This window comes from Bacillus sp. NTK071 (assembly GCF_017303315.1).
In the GTDB taxonomy this organism is placed as follows: Bacteria; Bacillota; Bacilli; order Bacillales; family Guptibacillaceae; genus Guptibacillus.
Window position 1 is genome coordinate 33,910 of sequence record NZ_JAFKOI010000002.1, and the last position, 16,668, is coordinate 50,577.

At 39.6% G+C, this 16,668-nt stretch carries 19 protein-coding genes; 1 reads left to right on the forward strand and 18 read right to left on the reverse strand.

Features of this window, described 5'->3' with window-relative positions; genetic code table 11:
* Window positions 1–8 precede the first annotated feature (8 nt).
* Complete coding sequence (gene dapB / locus JI666_RS04330) at window positions 9–809, reverse strand: 4-hydroxy-tetrahydrodipicolinate reductase (protein ID WP_206889371.1); 801 nt, start codon at window positions 807–809, stop codon at window positions 9–11.
* Window positions 806–1,150 carry a nucleotide pyrophosphohydrolase gene (locus JI666_RS04335; protein ID WP_206889373.1) on the reverse strand — a complete coding sequence of 115 codons (345 nt, stop codon included), beginning with the start codon at window positions 1,148–1,150 and terminating at the stop codon, window positions 806–808. Before JI666_RS04335 ends, dapB begins: the two co-directional genes overlap by 4 nt.
* Window positions 1,151–1,331: 181 nt before the next feature.
* Between JI666_RS04335 and JI666_RS04340 the strand changes: the two genes are divergently transcribed.
* The gene (locus JI666_RS04340; RefSeq protein WP_206889374.1) at window positions 1,332–2,201 is read left to right on the forward strand and encodes a YitT family protein; all 870 of its coding nucleotides are present in this window, start codon (window positions 1,332–1,334) and stop codon (window positions 2,199–2,201) included.
* Between the two features lie 40 nt (window positions 2,202–2,241).
* On the opposite strand, the gene JI666_RS04345 is transcribed toward JI666_RS04340, so the two are convergent.
* From JI666_RS04345 to trpB, 16 genes are all read right to left on the reverse strand, one after another.
* Window positions 2,242–2,919 carry a zinc metallopeptidase gene (locus JI666_RS04345; RefSeq protein WP_206889376.1) on the reverse strand — a complete coding sequence of 226 codons (678 nt, stop codon included), beginning with the start codon at window positions 2,917–2,919 and terminating at the stop codon, window positions 2,242–2,244.
* 109 nt (window positions 2,920–3,028) lie between these two features.
* Window positions 3,029–3,802 (reverse strand): sporulation protein YpjB, encoded by a 774-nt coding sequence (locus JI666_RS04350; protein WP_206889377.1) that lies wholly within the window; start codon window positions 3,800–3,802, stop codon window positions 3,029–3,031.
* Window positions 3,803–3,866: 64 nt separating this feature from the next.
* On the reverse strand, window positions 3,867–4,460 hold the full coding sequence (gene lhaT / locus JI666_RS04355; RefSeq protein ID WP_206890349.1) for a lipoprotein heptaprenylglyceryl N-acetyltransferase LhaT: 594 nt from the start codon (window positions 4,458–4,460) through the stop codon (window positions 3,867–3,869).
* An 84-nt stretch (window positions 4,461–4,544) separates the two neighbouring features.
* Entirely contained in the window at window positions 4,545–5,312 is a 768-nt protein-coding gene (locus JI666_RS04360) for a menaquinol-cytochrome c reductase cytochrome b/c subunit (RefSeq protein ID WP_206889379.1), read from the reverse strand.
* Window positions 5,313–5,374: 62 nt separating this feature from the next.
* On the reverse strand, window positions 5,375–6,046 hold the full coding sequence (gene qcrB / locus JI666_RS04365; protein ID WP_206889381.1) for a menaquinol-cytochrome c reductase cytochrome b subunit: 672 nt from the start codon (window positions 6,044–6,046) through the stop codon (window positions 5,375–5,377).
* Window positions 6,047–6,058: 12 nt separating this feature from the next.
* Window positions 6,059–6,556 (reverse strand): ubiquinol-cytochrome c reductase iron-sulfur subunit, encoded by a 498-nt coding sequence (locus JI666_RS04370; RefSeq protein WP_206889383.1) that lies wholly within the window; start codon window positions 6,554–6,556, stop codon window positions 6,059–6,061.
* A 133-nt stretch (window positions 6,557–6,689) separates the two neighbouring features.
* Window positions 6,690–7,160: a YpiF family protein gene (locus JI666_RS04375; protein WP_206889385.1), complete on the reverse strand. Its 471-nt coding sequence runs from the start codon at window positions 7,158–7,160 to the stop codon at window positions 6,690–6,692.
* Window positions 7,161–7,165: 5 nt separating this feature from the next.
* Window positions 7,166–7,981 carry a GNAT family N-acetyltransferase gene (locus JI666_RS04380; RefSeq protein WP_206889387.1) on the reverse strand — a complete coding sequence of 272 codons (816 nt, stop codon included), beginning with the start codon at window positions 7,979–7,981 and terminating at the stop codon, window positions 7,166–7,168.
* 71 nt (window positions 7,982–8,052) lie between these two features.
* Window positions 8,053–8,589 (reverse strand): ReoY family proteolytic degradation factor, encoded by a 537-nt coding sequence (locus tag JI666_RS04385; RefSeq protein ID WP_136947259.1) that lies wholly within the window; start codon window positions 8,587–8,589, stop codon window positions 8,053–8,055.
* A gap of 71 nt (window positions 8,590–8,660) precedes the next feature.
* Entirely contained in the window at window positions 8,661–9,935 is a 1,275-nt protein-coding gene (locus tag JI666_RS04390; protein ID WP_136947260.1) for a tetratricopeptide repeat protein, read from the reverse strand.
* Window positions 9,905–10,864 (reverse strand): hypothetical protein, encoded by a 960-nt coding sequence (locus JI666_RS04395; protein WP_206889388.1) that lies wholly within the window; start codon window positions 10,862–10,864, stop codon window positions 9,905–9,907. The genes JI666_RS04390 and JI666_RS04395 overlap by 31 nt, the downstream gene beginning before the upstream one ends.
* A 280-nt stretch (window positions 10,865–11,144) precedes the next feature.
* Window positions 11,145–12,431, reverse strand: a complete 1,287-nt coding sequence (gene aroA, locus JI666_RS04400; protein WP_206889389.1) for a 3-phosphoshikimate 1-carboxyvinyltransferase — start codon at window positions 12,429–12,431, stop codon at window positions 11,145–11,147.
* 13 nt (window positions 12,432–12,444) lie between these two features.
* Window positions 12,445–13,551: a prephenate dehydrogenase gene (locus JI666_RS04405; RefSeq protein ID WP_206889390.1), complete on the reverse strand. Its 1,107-nt coding sequence runs from the start codon at window positions 13,549–13,551 to the stop codon at window positions 12,445–12,447.
* Window positions 13,548–14,651, reverse strand: a complete 1,104-nt coding sequence (hisC, locus tag JI666_RS04410) for a histidinol-phosphate transaminase (RefSeq protein ID WP_206889391.1) — start codon at window positions 14,649–14,651, stop codon at window positions 13,548–13,550. Before hisC ends, JI666_RS04405 begins: the two co-directional genes overlap by 4 nt.
* A 9-nt stretch (window positions 14,652–14,660) precedes the next feature.
* Entirely contained in the window at window positions 14,661–15,488 is an 828-nt protein-coding gene (gene trpA / locus JI666_RS04415; RefSeq protein WP_206889392.1) for a tryptophan synthase subunit alpha, read from the reverse strand.
* Window positions 15,481–16,668, reverse strand: a complete 1,188-nt coding sequence (gene trpB / locus JI666_RS04420) for a tryptophan synthase subunit beta (protein ID WP_206889393.1) — start codon at window positions 16,666–16,668, stop codon at window positions 15,481–15,483. Before trpB ends, trpA begins: the two co-directional genes overlap by 8 nt.

The window sequence follows — 16,668 nt, forward strand, 5'->3', positions numbered from 1 at the left end:
ATCATCCCCTACTCCATAATATTTTCAAGACCATAAACTAGCTGATCAATATTCAAAACGGTTTCAACAGCCAGTTGTACACCGGGCATAAATGACCCTCTATGCATTGAGTCGTGACGAATTTTCAATGTTTGTCCTTCTCCACCAAACAAAACCTCTTGGTGTGCTACTAAACCGGGTAAGCGAACGCTATGAATTCTCATACCTTCATAGTCTGCTCCTCTTGCTCCATCCATATCTTCCCGCTCATCTTCATGTCCTTGCACCTTTGCTTCTCGAACTTCAGAAATCATTTTTGCCGTTTTCACTGCTGTTCCTGAAGGAGCATCAAGCTTACGGTCGTGGTGTTGCTCAATAATCTCTACATCCGGGAAATACTTTGCCGCCATTGCAGAAAATTTCATCATTAAAACAGCACCTATAGCAAAATTCGGAGCAATAATTGCTCCTAAGCCCTTTTTCTCAGCTATTTCTGATAGCTCCTGAACATCTTCATTTGAAAATCCAGTGGTTCCAACTACAGGACGAACACCATGATCAAAAGCTATCTCCATGTGTTTCTTACCATATTCAGGGGTTGTTAGATCAATAAGTACATCACACTCTACTTCTGAAAGACAACGATCTAGGTCTGTATAGACCGGAGCTTCGATTGAAGGAAGCCCCTCAATATCCTTAACAGTTTGTCCTGAAAGCTTGCTATCTACGACAGCTGTTAGGCTAAAATGTTCTGTACGATCCACGAGCTTTACAGCTTCCCTTCCCATATTACCTCTAGGTCCAGCGATGACAATCTTCACTTCATTCATCGTTTTTCACTCTCCTCTTCAATCTTTGTCCAGCGATCTTTATCTCTTGTATTAAACTTTGTCATTACCCTTTTGAATGCCTCATCTAAATCAATATCCATCGAATTCGCAAAACACGTTAAAACAAACAAAAGATCGCCCATCTCTTCCTCAATTGTTCGCTCTTCTTCAGAAGTTTTCTTTGGTTTCTCACCATGATAATGATTCACTTCACGTGCAAGTTCTCCCAGTTCTTCTGTCATTCTAGCAAGCATAGCAAGCGGGCTAAAATATCCTTCTTTAAACTGACTTATGTATTGGTCTACTTCATTCTGCATCTCTTTAATTGTCTTATTCGACATAGGCTAGTCCACCTTTCGTATCTGTTATTATGTTAGCTAAAAGAAGTTCGTTTGACAAATATTTAACCGGTGTATCTATGGATTAACCTAATGTGAGTATAACAGAATGAAATTGCTGTCTGCTCGGTATTTGATTATAATGAGATCTGTTGGTTGTCATTTTAGGAAAGGAGTACGATATATGGAAGGAATTCGGAGTAAAAACACATTCTTCATTCTACTTGGCTCTGCAATATTCGCTTTTGGACTTGTTCATTTTAATATGGAGAATAATTTAGCTGAAGGTGGATTTACAGGTATTACACTGTTATTATATTTTCTATTTGATATCGATCCCGCCATTTCAAATTTAGCTCTTAACCTCCCACTTTTTCTAATAGGTTGGCGGTTACTTGGAAGAAAATCATTTATCTATACCATTATTGGAACGGTTTCATTATCGGTCTTTTTATGGATTTTCCAGCACTACTCAGCACTTTCGATCCCATTACAGGATGATTTAACACTTGCTGCACTTTTTGCAGGAGTTTTTGTAGGAGTTGGGCTAGGGATTATTTTTCGTTACGGAGGCACTACAGGGGGTGTGGACATAATCGCGAGACTTGGCTCTAAATATATTGGCTGGAGTATGGGACGAACAATGTTCGCCTTTGACTTTTGTGTTATTGCACTTTCCCTAGTTTATTTAAATTATAAAGAAGCTATGTATACACTCCTTGCTGTTTTCGTAGCTGCACGCGTAATCGACTTCATTCAACAAGGTGCTTATGCAGCAAAAGCGGCGATGATAATTTCTGAAAGCAACAAAGAAATTGCTGAGACAATCATGAATCAGATGGACCGAGGCGCCACTGTATTAAACGGTAAAGGTAGCTTTTCAGGTCTACAAAAGGAAGTACTATACTGCGTCGTCGCTCGTAATGAAATTGTTCGGCTTAAGAACATTATTCGTGAAGTTGACCCACACGCTTTCGTTGCTGTAAATGATGTTCATGATGTGCTCGGTGAAGGGTTTACACTTGATGAGAATAAAAATCCAATTGAAGATTGAAACAAAAAATCTCGCCTAAACTAACAGGCGAGATTTCTCTTTAATCTTCGTTCATTCCTATAAAGATAAACACAAAACGTGCTAATTCAAGAAGAGCAACTACCGCTGCTGCAACATAAGTTAAAGCTGCTGCGTTTAGTACTTTTTTCGTTTCTCTTTCTTCGTCATTTCGAATAACTCCTGTTGATACAATCTGTTCCATCGCTCGGTTTGATGCATTAAACTCAACAGGCAATGTTACCATCTGAAATAGAACTGCTGCGCTCATAAATATAATCCCAAGTAATATGAAGTTAGCAGACGACATCAGAATACCAGCTAGAATAATGAAATAACTAAAGTTTGAACCGAGATTTGCAACCGGAACAAGTGTATGTCGGAAGCGAAGTGGTGCATAGTCTTCTTCATCTTGAATGGCGTGACCCACTTCATGTGCTGCAATTGCCGCGCCTGCTACAGAGACGCCATGAAAATTTCCGGATGATAACCTTACTGTTTTTGAACGAGGATCATAATGATCGGAAAGATGTCCTCGAACTTCTTCAACGCTTACAGAATATAACCCATTCTCATCAAGAATTTTCCGAGCTACTTGTGCACCCGTCATACCAGATGAATTAGGAACTTTAGAATATTTTTTATACGCGCTTTTCACTCTACTCTGAGCCCATAGTGGAATGATTAAAAGTAGTGCAAAATAGATTAGAAAACTAGCCATTTCCATTCCTCCATCACATGTGTAATTACTTTATGACTATGTTATTAACGTCAATTTTAGTCAAATTTATATAAAAAGTCAATTACACAGTTTCAGGTTCACAAGATCTTCAAATTTTATCAACCTGTTTGCTTTTTTTCATTTCCTTTTCTCCACGGTATTTAAGAAAGACCACATAAGCTAATGTTAAGGTGATAATACCTCCTATTGACACGATCATCCAAAGAATTGATGCCTCATCTTCCTCTTTGCTTTTATCGAACGCTTTCTCAAAATCATCATGCATTGTCTGAAGTTGACCGACAAGGTTCTTATCTTTACCCGACGCATATCGTTCTATGAAAGCAATATGAGAATCTAATCGCTGTTGCGTTTCAACAGACAAATCAATCGCCGTTGCTGGCTTAATAATGCTATACGTTCCAAGAAATCGCTTTTTACTCGCTTCATAAACATCCACATCACCGTGCTCAATCGCTATACTCATTTCATCAATTAACTGGAGAAGTTTATCATCCATTTGACGCCACATTGGTTGATCTGTTGAAACTAAGGCATCAACAGCAAGACGAAATTCTGTTAATGCTTGAATTCTTTGTTCATTCGCTTTATCCACTGCTGTTATCGATTGCATCGCTCGATCATGAGCGTTTAGAACAACTCTTAACTCCGTAGTTGTTAGCTCATCTCCAGCTTCACCAGGGAATGCTTGTGCAAATTCTTCAAGCATTATTTTCGCTCGATCAAACTTTTCCTGTTTTCCAAACTCAAGTACATTTGCAGCTATATCATTCCAGACTTGTTTAGTGTCAGTATCAGAAGCATGTACATTAACGGGGAACATCATAAGTATAATTACCAAAAGGAGCCATCGTCTACCCATCCCTTGTCCCTCCTTCATTCTACTTCAATGTATGAAGATAGGGACAAGAGTAGACCACTTCCTTTTAACGAATAGGTAGCTTAAAATGTCCTTTGCGAACGGATAGGAAATAAACAAGTGCGAGTGAAACAACGGTAAGCCAGAACGTGAAATACCCTATTGCTGTTGTATACTCACTAAGAATGGAGTAACGAGGCATCTGACCAAATACATAATCTATTACATCATTATGGAACGTCCATATTGCTACGGCAATAAGGTGCCATGGTTTGATTTTGTAAAATGGCGCAAATAATAATCCCTCAATCGCCATACCAAGGTGAGAAAAGATTAACATAAGCGCTATGGGAGACAATTGTCCGGTAACGACCATAACCATCATATTCATAACAACAGCCCAGATCCCATATTTAAATAACGTCACGGCAGCCAAAGCTTCCATTAGTGGCCAGTTTTTCCCAAATAAAAATGCTATGAGAACAAAGCAAAAGAAAAGACTTGCCGTTGGACTATCAGGAACAAAAAGGAGAAAAATCGGTTTCGTATCTTCTAACTGCCAACCATACCAATAATAGCCGTAAATAGTTCCAGGTACATTAATTAAAAGCAACAACCATAGAAAGGGCTTTGATTTCAATAAATAAAAAAGTTGATAAATCATCGGTATCTCCTTTTCATTTTCTTAATCCAATGATGTAGAAGTGAAAAAAAAGCTGACTAGGGAGTCAGCTTTTTCAACATATTATTGATTTGCTTTAGCAGTTTCGACAATAAATTCAGCTAGCTTTTCACGTTCTTCATCAGTACCTTTGAAAGCGTTAGCTGGCATACCACCAATTCCGTTTACAGCAATGTCCATGATAGACTCTTTCGTTTGCTTTGTTTCTAGAAGCGATGGACCAGATCCACCTTGAAGGCTGTCACCGTGACACCCAATACAAGATTGTCCTGAATAAATTGCGTAACCTTCTGATTCTTTGTCTACTTCTGCTTCAACGATTTCACCTTGCTTTGCTGCTTTTTCCCAGTCATGAGTTACAACAGATTCCCATGTAAGATAAACTGTTGAAATCAATCCGAGTAGCATAAGAGCAGTTGCAACTGGACGCTTAGCAGGTCTTCTTTCTGGTCCACGATCAAGCCATGGAGCGAGAAGAAGTGCACCAAATGCAAGTCCTGGCATAATAACCGTACCAACTAGTGTATAGTCACCGGCCGCAAATTTATACTTCAAGAGCTGGTATAGAAACAGGAAGTACCAGTCAGGAAGCGGTGTATAAGTTGCATCCGTAGGATCGGCTACACGCTCAAGCGGAGATGGATGTGCAATTGTTAGTGCTAGATAACCGATTAGGAATACAGCACCAACCATCCACTCTTTTAATAAGAAGTTCGGCCAAAACGCTTCTGTTTTGCCGGGGTACTCTGAATAATCTTTTGGAATGTTAGGCTTTCTCTGCGCAGGGATACGCGAGTCGCCTACAAACTTCATTCCTTTTCCGCGATGCATCTGTCCCCCTCCTTCGTATAAAAAATTGTGTCGTTAATTAGTAATAAGTTCTTAAACGAATTTTACAACGGGCCAGATATACCCTGTTTACGAATCATGATAAAGTGAGCTGCTAGCAATCCAAGAAGAGCTGCTGGCAAGAAGAAAACATGAATCGCAAAGAAACGTGCGAGTGTTTGTGCGCCGATGATTTCTCCTCCGGCAAGAAGGGTTTTCGCCCACTCTCCAATGACAGGAACAGTAACCGCAATTTCAAGACCAACTTTCGTTGCGAATAGCGCTTTCATATCCCATGGCAAGAGATATCCAGTGAACCCTAGACCAAGCATTACGAAGAAAATCAAAACACCAACAACCCAGTTTAACTCACGAGGTTTTTTGTAAGAGCCGGTAAAGAATACGCGAAGGGTATGTAGAAACATCATAACGATAACGAGACTGGCTCCCCAATGGTGCATTCCTCTAACAATTTGTCCGAATGCTACTTCATTTTGAAGGTAGTAAACAGACTCCCAGGCATTTACAATGTCAGGTACATAATACATTGTAAGGAACATCCCGGATAGGATTTGGATAACGGTAATAAAGAACGTTAATCCTCCAAAACAATAAACAAACGCTGAAAAGTGATGAGCCGGATTAACGTGCTCAGGCACTTCGTGATCTGCAATATCGCGCCACATTGGCGTAATATCTAAGCGTTCATCTACCCAATCATAGATTTTATTTAACATAGATTACGCCCCCTAACGTGGTTCAGGTTTTCCGAGGTAAAGTTTTCCATCTTGGACTTTCTTGTTGTAAACATCAAGCGGCGCAAGAGGTGGTGTTCCTTTTACATTGACACCATCTTTTGTGTAACGGCCACCGTGGCACGGACAATAAAACTGATCAGGATAAGCAGCATTAGAAGACCAGTCAACCGTACAACCCAAATGTTTACATACAGGTGAAAGTGCGACAATTTCGTCTTTTTCATCTTTGTAAACCCAGGCGGATTGCGTTACTTCAGATTCATACCAACCATCAACCTGGTCAATTTTGAATTCCTTACGAACTGGTTTATTCGTAATCTCACTTGTGTCCATAACAGGAACAAAATCCTGCTTGGCTCCTTCTTTTAACAATGGATCAATTGCAAAACGAACCATTGGCATCAGCATTCCTGCTGCCATAAATCCGCCTACACCAGTCAGGCTGTAGTTTAGAAATTGGCGTCTTGTTACTTCATTTTTCTTCGCCATTGGTTTCCCCCCTATCCTATGAAGTCAGTCCAGCCGGACATAAATAGTAAACACATATAACTAGGACATTCCTATGATAGCGTAGTCACTCTCGCTCTGTCAATATTCGGATTGGTTATTAGTATGCCTCAAATCAACTATTTGTATTACTTTGCCATGTATTTGTGACAAATTGTAGAACTTGTTTAACTTGAGCTGACACCGTTTCCATTTTATATTGTTCGTCCATGTGTTCAAGAGGGATAGCAGGCATCCATAATAGGGCGCTAGATAACTTGGCTTCAGACTGTTTCCAATCAACATCCGCCGATAATGTGATAATGTGTTTGATCCCACCCTGGTAAAGCTCTTCCTCTACCTGCTTAAGTCGTTCAACTCGCGATTCGCTATTTTCTGTTTGGAGATAGGTGAACGCAGGCATTAATAGAAGCCGCCCTTTTAGCTGTCTTTCTAATTCTCCGGAAATGATCGATATGTATTCTCCCATTGATACAGTCGTTTTAACACTTGATGTCATTGAAATAGGTATAAGTGGGAGGACTGCTGTATCCACGTACTCTCTTTCTTTTTCGTAAATCGCGATATCTGATTCGGTCCATCTCATATTTACTAGCTCCTTTTTATTCCGTATAAGTGCCAAATGGTCTGGTGTGATTGTGCTTCAAGCGATTTTGCTTGATATGTTGGAAGGTCAATCCAAATTGACCTTGCTTCTCTTTCCGCCTCAGCGTTCACAATTTGCCACATCTCTTTACTATGTAACGTTCGTTCGTTCCAAACCTTGACATGAAGATATGAAGCTCCTTTCTCTTCTTTCATTATCATAAAGGTTCCCAGGTCATTTTGATACATTTCGATTGTATCTAAATAACTAGTTGTTAACGTAGGTACATAGGGGAGGGGATAATATATTGAATGAGGGAAAAATGGAAGATCCTCATTCTGACTAAACTCTTCCAGATATTTATTCTTACTTTCTCTAGAAAAATCAAATCGATAGGGTTGAGTATCATATGTACCTGCTACTGCATTAGGACTTATACGTGATGATACAATAGTGGCTTCGAAATTCATCTGTAGATTGCGTGCCAATCGATTGCCCGCTTTATTATGCTTTTCTGTCGCATATCCTACCCATTGCATGCCTAAAGAATGGAAAGCCTCTTCCTTAAGTTGTTTCATTAACGTAGAAGCAATTCCTCTGCCACGATAATTCATATGGGTACGTAGTCGACCCAAGACAGCAACTTCTTCTTCAAAGATGGTGATTCCAGCTATTCCAACGAGTGTATCTCCTTCAAAATAACCTAGCATGTAGTCTTCCTCAATTAGTTTAGAGAAAATACGAATGACATAGTCGTCTTCAATACCAGTTTCCATACCAATTACGTCTTCAATATCAGCTGCCTTCAATTTACGAATCAAGTTTGTCTCCCCCTCTTGCTCGCATCTGAACCAATTTAAAGTATAAAAAAACCCTTGAAAAGATTCAAGGGTTAGAGGTTATTTAGTTGTTTACTTAGATTCTGAAATGTTACCTCATCATTTTGATCCAAAGCCTCATCAATTTGTTTAAGAATTGAATCCCGTTTAAATCGGGTAAATGATTCATCAAGAACCATTTCAGCCAGGAAGGAATATTTCTTATCTGCAGCCATGTTCTCTGGCAAGAATGGATTTTCTTCCAGAACAGCAACATATTGTGGAGATACATTCTTACTTTTAAAATTGAGCTGAATGTAAATAGGCTCGTCCTGATTCAGGCGAATGTCATGAAAAGACTTTTCTGGATCTGTTGTAATAATATTATGTTTGTAAAAACGGAATGGTGCATTTTCAACACAATGAGTTGAAATAACCAGCGCTTTAGGACAGAATTCAGCATTTTCAACAAAGTGAACATTCCCCATTAGCACTTCATCACTAATTAAATAATTTAATAGCCAAACACATTCACGTTTTTTAACCTGATAATTTTTAAGAAACCATTTAAGAAAGTCCTTCTTTTCAACGACAGAAACGGAGCTGCTCATAGCGATTCCTCCCTGAGATTTTCCTAATTTAAGAATTCGTCATTGAAGATAAATTTCCTTCTACACCGTCTTTATTCCTCGTTAAATGTTTCTTCACCAAATCTGAGGATTTCTTCTTCAAGGTGTACTAACGTTGGATCAAGCTTCAAAGCAAGCTTAAATGCCTCTACAGCTTCCTCACGGCGGCCTTCCTCAATTAAGAATAAACCATACTCTTCAAGAAAAATAGGATCGTTTTTGAAATAAGTATATGCGTTTTCGTAACGTTTTATGGCATCTTTATACTCTTCCATCTGTGCATAAGCTGTTGCAGCTGACCAGTCGAGATAAGGATCACTCTGATCTCCTTCTTCAATATTGTTAAGCAAGTCAATAATATCTTCATACCGCTCCTCTGTTCTAAGGAAAGTAGCCAGTGTTTTCGCTGCTTCAATGTGTGTCGGATTAATGGCAAGTAACTCACGTAAATATTGCTCACCACTTTTGTTATCATGTGTTTTATAGCTTAACCTGCTTGCTTGTAAATATAGCTCTTCGTTAAATTCATCTACTTTAATACCTTGAACAAGCGTTTGAATCGCTTCAGTAGTCGCACCTTCTTCTTCATAAGCTCTAGCAAGGTACGGATAAAGGGTACTATATTGCGGGTCTAGGTCTTTTAATTCGTTAAAAGCGTTAATCGCCTTTCGATACTCACTGATTTGTAGCGCAGTGAATCCATATCCAAATAGCGCATTAATTTCACGCCCGTTCTCTAACCCCTTTTCATAAAAAGTTAGGGCTTCTTCAAATTGACCACTTCCACTCAGCGCCTCAGCGAGTCTAAGTTCGATATTCTCATTAGCTAACTCACCTTTGGTACCTAGAACTGATTCGTAATAAGGAACAGCTTTAAGATGATGTCCCTGAGTTAAATAGAATTCCCCAAGACCAAAATCAATGATCGGCTCGTCCGGTGAAATTCGCTTGGCCTCAAGTAGTTTTTGTTCAGCTACCTCTTCCAATCCTTCTGTTTGGTACAAGTCTGCAAGTAACAAAAGGGCAGGAGGATAGGCAGCGTCGTTCGCATCTATTTTATTAAGAGCAGCGATGGCGTCCTGCTCCTGCTCAAGATCTACATAGCATTCAGCCGCCTGGACGAGCAATTCTCCCTCTTTCGGGTAATGAATCAATAATTCCTCAACTACATCTCTTGAGTCCTCAATTAACCCAAGACTGTAATAAATGTTGGATAGATCGTACAATCCTTCGTGATCAGCTTCCTTACGAACTTCCTTAAGTTCTTCTAATCCCTTTTCAAAATTTCCTGACTCAATTAACGAGACAGCTTGTTTAAGACGCTCCACGCTCCAAAACTCCTTCTAACACTTCTTATTTTATTTCGGTGATCCGCAGTAAAAAACGATGGTTTATGAATATTTAGGTGTTTACCGTAGCCTACTTTCATCATAATGTTATCGTTTACTTTAAGTAATTCTCCACGAAGTCCTGAAATGATTGGGTCTCTTCCATCATAATCAAGATTTTGCTCTTCTTCAACTTGATTGCCTGAATTCTGTTTATAGAGATTATAATCAAAATCTGAGCCAGATGCTAAACATCCTTTCATGGGATAGAGGCCAGTTCTTTTCATCAATTCAGGTGATAGTTCTTTCTTATTTATTATATTTTGATAAAAGGAAGCATCAAGTCCCTTTAGTTGTGCCTCACATAATAGTCTTAAGCGCTCTTGATCGACCTTATCTTTTGGAAAAGTTCTAAGAAATGAAAAATCTGGTATTATGACTGACCTATATGGAAAATTAGCTTGAATGATCCATTCTAACACAATATCATTCCAGCTTTCCTCTGTTTTAAACTCAGCGATTACGAAAGGAATATGGTAACGAGCGCATTTTCTAATTACTTCTGGTGTAAGGTTCGACGCATCCATCCGTATTCCGATTACGTAATCAATTGGACTTTTAGTAAGTGAACAAATAGATTCATTAAGTTCTTGCTCAAATGTCCGCTCGTGATGGAGAGTCATGATTGTAAGGATTGTGGTTGCTCCACGCATAATGAATTGTTTCATTTCTTCAAAAAAATCATCCTCAGATTTTGAACCTAGACCTTCTACGAACAGGATTTTCCCAGGTTTCATCAGGAGTTGATCAAAAGAGCAGCTAATTCCTTTTTCTAATCTTCCATCGGTTGTTTTGTAAGTTATTTTCGAATCAGTAACCAATTTATAGTTAGTGCCATTAATAGAAACGTTTTCAAATAGATGTTTCATATTGGTTCCTCCCCATACCTGCCTTAGTACTGACAGGCTATGTGCTAGGGAAGGTGAATATGTCTCACCTTAAAGGATCACAATGAAAAAATTCCCTGTGTAGAAAGCGCATGTTAGCGCTTTCAAAACACAGGGACAAAATAAATATGGATAGGAGTGGAGAGAAACCATTACTATTCTTAGTATAACAGGTAATTTTAGAAAATCAACAGATTGTTCCGAAAATTAGGATTGTTTTTGTGAATCGATCTTTAAATAACTCTAATAAAAGAACAGGTCCCTATGAACCTGTTCTCAACTGCTTCAAATGTTCAAAAAATTCAGGATAAGAAACCTTAATAGCTTCTGGCATGGCTAGTTCAACCTTGCCTTCTGTTATACATCCAGCAATTGCAAGCATCATCCCGATACGGTGGTCGCCAAGGCTAGATACTGCTGCTCCATGGAGAGGTGTAGGCCCATCAATCACCATTCCATCGTTTGTAGCCGTAACTGAAGCTCCAAGCTTCTGTAGCTCATCAACAACTGCATCAATTCGATTAGTTTCCTTCACTTTTAATTCTGCAGCATCTTTAATCACTGTTCTACCATTTGCCTGTGTAGCTAGAAGTGCAATAATTGGAATCTCATCAATTAAACGAGGAATCATATCTCCCTTAATGGTTGACCCAGTAAGTTTACTTGTTTTGATTGTTAAATCAGCCACTTCTTCTTGATTTACGATCCTTCTATTTAGAATAGATAGTGATGCCCCCATATTCTCTAATACATCAAGAATTCCAGCTCGGGTTTGGTTTATTCCAACGTTCAAAAGAGTTATCGTACTATCCGGCACAATCGCACCGGCTACAAGGAAGAAAGCAGCAGATGAAATATCACCAGGTACTTCGACATTTATAGCCCTCAGCTTCTGTCCACCCTTTACGCTAACAGATCGACCATCACGCTTCACTTCAACACCAAAGCTTTCAAGCATATTCTCAGTATGATTACGTGACAAATGTGGTTCATGTACTGTCGTGACACCAGTCGCTTGAATGCCTGCTAGCAGAATAGCTGATTTCACCTGAGCACTTGCTACAGGTGAAGTATATGTAATACCATTTAGGTTTCCACCTCTAATTGAAATAGGGGCATATGTGCCATTGCTTCTGCCGTCTACACTAGCACCCATTTTCAATAAGGGAATTGATACACGGTTCATTGGCCTTTTGGCAATTGACTCGTCACCTGAAAGTACTGAGTGATAGGGTCTCCCTGCTAGTAAGCCCATCATGAGACGGAATGTAGTACCGGAATTCCCAACATCAAGAAGCCGTGAAGGTTCTTGTAATCCATCTATTCCTAAACCCTCTACAACTACAGAAGCTCCATCCTGTTTAATATTTACACCCATTTGTTTAAAACATGCAATTGTACTTAAACAATCAGCACCTGTTAAAAAATTCGTAATATGAGTTGTGCCTTCCGCAATCGATCCAAACATGACGGCGCGGTGAGAGATAGATTTATCGCCTGGAATAGTGATACTACCTTGAAGTTTATTTGCTTTCATTATCGTTTCCATACTAACGATCTCCTTATTTATCATCAACATACGTATCGAAATCACGTTCAAGGACAGCTTTAGCATTATCTCGGTCAAGTTCTGATCTGAAGCTAATTCGCAAAACTCCCATGATATCTTCACGCGTTTCGATAATACGAATATTGGTAATCGAAATTTCTTCACCCGCAAGTTTTTGTGTAACAGCTGCAATGACCCCAGGTTGATCTTGAACGTCTAGAAACAAGTCATAAAACGCCGGAATAGCGCCTCTTGATCGAACTGGTAAACCGTCACGAAAATCTTTGGCATCTGCAAAATAATCAAAAATTTTGTCGCCATCTTCTTGGTCAATGTAGCTTCGTATGCGGTCAAGTTCTAGTTTTAAATCATCCGTCATTTGTAGCAATACTTTTTTATTTCGTAATAGAATGTCTCGCCACATCACGGGACTCGCAGATGCGATCCGGGTAATGTCACGAAACCCACCTGCCGCAAATCTAGCTACATTAAAACGTTGATTATTATTACTCTCACTGACAAAATTCACAAGGCTTGCTGCAAGAATATGTGGAAAATGACTAATTAAGCCTACCAGATAGTCATGCTCTTCTGCTTCTAACTCGACAAACGTTGCATTCGTTCCACTTAACAAGTCCATGAGCTTACTGAGGTCCTCTTCTTGAACACCTTGATCAGGAGTAAGGATATAAAAAGCATTCTCAAATAGATGAGATTTTGCGGCAGAAACACCTGTTTTATGTGATCCAGCCATAGGATGCCCACCAATAAACGTTATCGATGGATGCAAAATACTTTTTGCATGTTTCACAATCGAATGTTTTGTGCTACCAACATCAGATATAATAACCTTGCTTTTTAATGAAATCTCACTCAATTGCGCCAAAATGTGTTCCGTTTGAACAACGGGTGCAGCAATCATAATAAAGTCGGCTGATTGGACAGCTTCTTCCAGTGAAGAAGCTGTCTCATCAACGACTCGAAGAGCTTTTGCAAGTTGGAGCTGATTTTGATTCACATCAAAACCAGTTATCCATGCATCTTCGTGGTTATTTTTGATTGCTAGCGCAATCGAACCTCCTATTAAACCGAGACCAATCACAGCAACTTGTTTACTCATGACTGGACCTTTCTACGTTCAACTAATAATTGAGTAAGACAGCTAATAATTTCTCTATTCTGTTCTTCGGAACCAACAGTAATTCTTACAGATGTTGGGAATCCTAGAGCCGATCCTGATCGAACAATGTATCCATTCTTCAATAGATAATTAAAAACTTCATCCGCTGGTATACCAAAATCTATTAATACGAAATTCCCCTGTGATTGATATACTTCTAAATCGTACTGCTCACAAAATTCATAATAAAGTGAACGCCCCTTCTCGTTCTCCACACGGCACATATCAATAAAGTTCTGGTCACCCAAGGCAGCAGTGGCAGCTGCTTGAGCAACGCGAGATGTGTTAAACGGCTCTCTCGATGGTTCTATTGCTGCTACCACTTCAGAATTCGCTACACCGAAACCTACGCGAAGAGCTGCAATGCCGTATGCTTTTGAGAAAGTTCGAAGTACAACAAGGTTATTATAGTTATTTAATACAGCTAACGTATCTGGAAAGTCTTGAGCTGTTACATATTCTTTATAAGCTTCATCAACTACAATAAGAACATGCTTTGGTACTTGGTCCAAGAAAGATATTAAATCTTTCTCAGGTACATGCTCTCCTGTAGGGTTGTTTGGTGAACAAACCCATATAACGCGAGTGTTTTCGTCTATCTCATCAAGCATATTGCTTAACTGATGTTTTCCATCTTGCAATGGTACCTCACGAATCTCAGCATCCTCGATCACTGCATTATGTCGATATTGTGGAAAAGTAGGTGTTGCCATAACCGTATTGGTTCCCTTTTCAAGATACGTTCTGCAAATCATCTGTACTACTTCATCAGAACCGTTACCAAATACAATTTGATCTTCATTAACATTAAGATGTTCACTTACTGCTGTTCGTAAATCGGATGCATATCCATCTGGATAGATATTCAATTGTGTTAATTCTTTCTGAATGGCTTCTTTAACAGCTTGAGATGAGCCATAAGGATTCTCATTCGAAGCTAATTTCACAACTTCTTTTAGTCCAAGTTCTTTTTTCACTTCTTCAATTGGTTTACCTGGCTTGTAAGGGGTAAGACCCTTCAATTGTTGTTTTGGAATCATGCGTGCACCTCACGTATTAATTTTCAGTTTCTCATATGGTGAAATCAAATCGCGAATATATGAACGAATATGATCGATCGCTTCTACCTGTGTTTCTTCATTTGTTAAACCATCAACTTGCGCTTCGATTTGACGAACAATGGCACTCCCAACGATCACTCCATCACAGTATTCTTTAAGTTTTGCTACCTGCTCTGGAGCTGAGACCCCAAAACCAACAGCGACAGGAATAGGACTTCGGGATTTTACGCGATCAATGAATTCGAAGACAGACGAATGAAAATCTGTACGTGTCCCTGTAACACCGAGTGATGAAACACAATAGAGAAAACCTGATGCTTCATTAGCAATTGCAGTAAGACGCTTATCAGATGTTGTAGGAGCTACTAGCGAGATAAGAGCCGTATCGTTCATTTTACAGCTTTCTCTCCATTCTTCACTCTCTTCAAAAGGAAGATCAGGCACTAAAAGTCCATCGATGTTATTTTCACGCACTAAAGCGAAGAAGCGTTCTTCTCCTAATTGTAACAAAAGATTGTAATAAGTAAATACAATCACAGGAATTTCAAGTCCGCGTTCGCGCATTTTTGGAACGATATCCATAGCTTTCTCTAAACTCATCCCATGCTCAAGCGCCCGAATAGAGGCCCGTTGAATAACTGGGCCATCCGCTAACGGGTCAGAATAAGGAATTCCAAGTTCAATAGCATTCGCACCTTCTTCTTGTAGCATGAGAGCAAGCTTAATTGTTGCTTCCTCAGTTGGATCTCCCGCTACAATAAACGGGATGAATAAATCGCTGCGTCCATCTACATGTTTTTCGAAACGTTTATTCATCAACCTCACCTCCAAGATGTTCCATAATCGTGTGAACGTCTTTATCTCCTCTACCTGATAGGCATACAAGGATCGTTTCATTTGTTGCCATGTCAGGCGCTTGTTTAATCGCTTCTGATAGGGCATGTGCACTTTCAATTGCTGGAATAATACCCTCTTCTTCTGATAATACTTTCAAAGCATCAAGTGCTTCCATATCAGTGATACCAGTATACGTCACTCTACCAGTCTCCGATAAATAAGCATGTTCAGGCCCGATACCCGGATAATCCAGACCAGCTGAGATGGAATGCGGTTCCTGAATTTGTCCAGTCTCATTTTGAAGTAGATACGTGATAGAACCATGAATAACTCCAAGTCGTCCTTCTGATAGTGTTGCTGCATGTTCACCAGTATGGATTCCTTTACCTGCAGCCTCTACTCCAACTAATTGAACATCATCCTGAAGAAATGGATAGAACATTCCCATTGCGTTACTCCCACCCCCAACACAAGCGATGACTTTATTAGGAAGATCAGTCATTTGCTCTCGTGATTCGTCTCCAATCACTCTTTGGAAGTCGCGAACCATTTTAGGATATGGATGTGGTCCTACAACTGAGCCTATTAAATAAAACGTATCTTCCACATTTGCTACCCAATAGCGAATAGCTTCATTTGTAGCATCTTTCAGCGTCTTACTACCAGATGATACAGGAACCACTTCAGCTCCAAGAAGCTTCATCCGAAAGACATTCAATTCTTGACGTCTAATATCTTCTTCACCCATGAATACTTTACACTCTAGACCAAATCGTGCAGCAACTGTTGCGGCAGCTACACCATGCTGTCCGGCTCCTGTTTCCGCTACTATTTTTTCTTTACCCATTCGTACTGCAAGAAGTGCCTGTCCAATAGCATTGTTTAGTTTATGTGCACCCGTATGGTTAAGATCTTCTCGCTTTAAATAAATTTGTGCTCCACCCAGGCGTTTGGATAAATTTTCTGCATGCGTAATAGGTGTTGGTCGCCCAGAGTACTTTTTCAATTCTTCGTGGTAGTTTGCCATAAACTGTTCGTCAGCCATTGCTTCATCTAATGATTGCTCTAATTCTTCTAGTGCATACATTGCTGTTTCAGGTACGTATTTTCCACCAAATCTTCCGTATCTACCGCGCTGATCAGGTACCATTGTTGACAT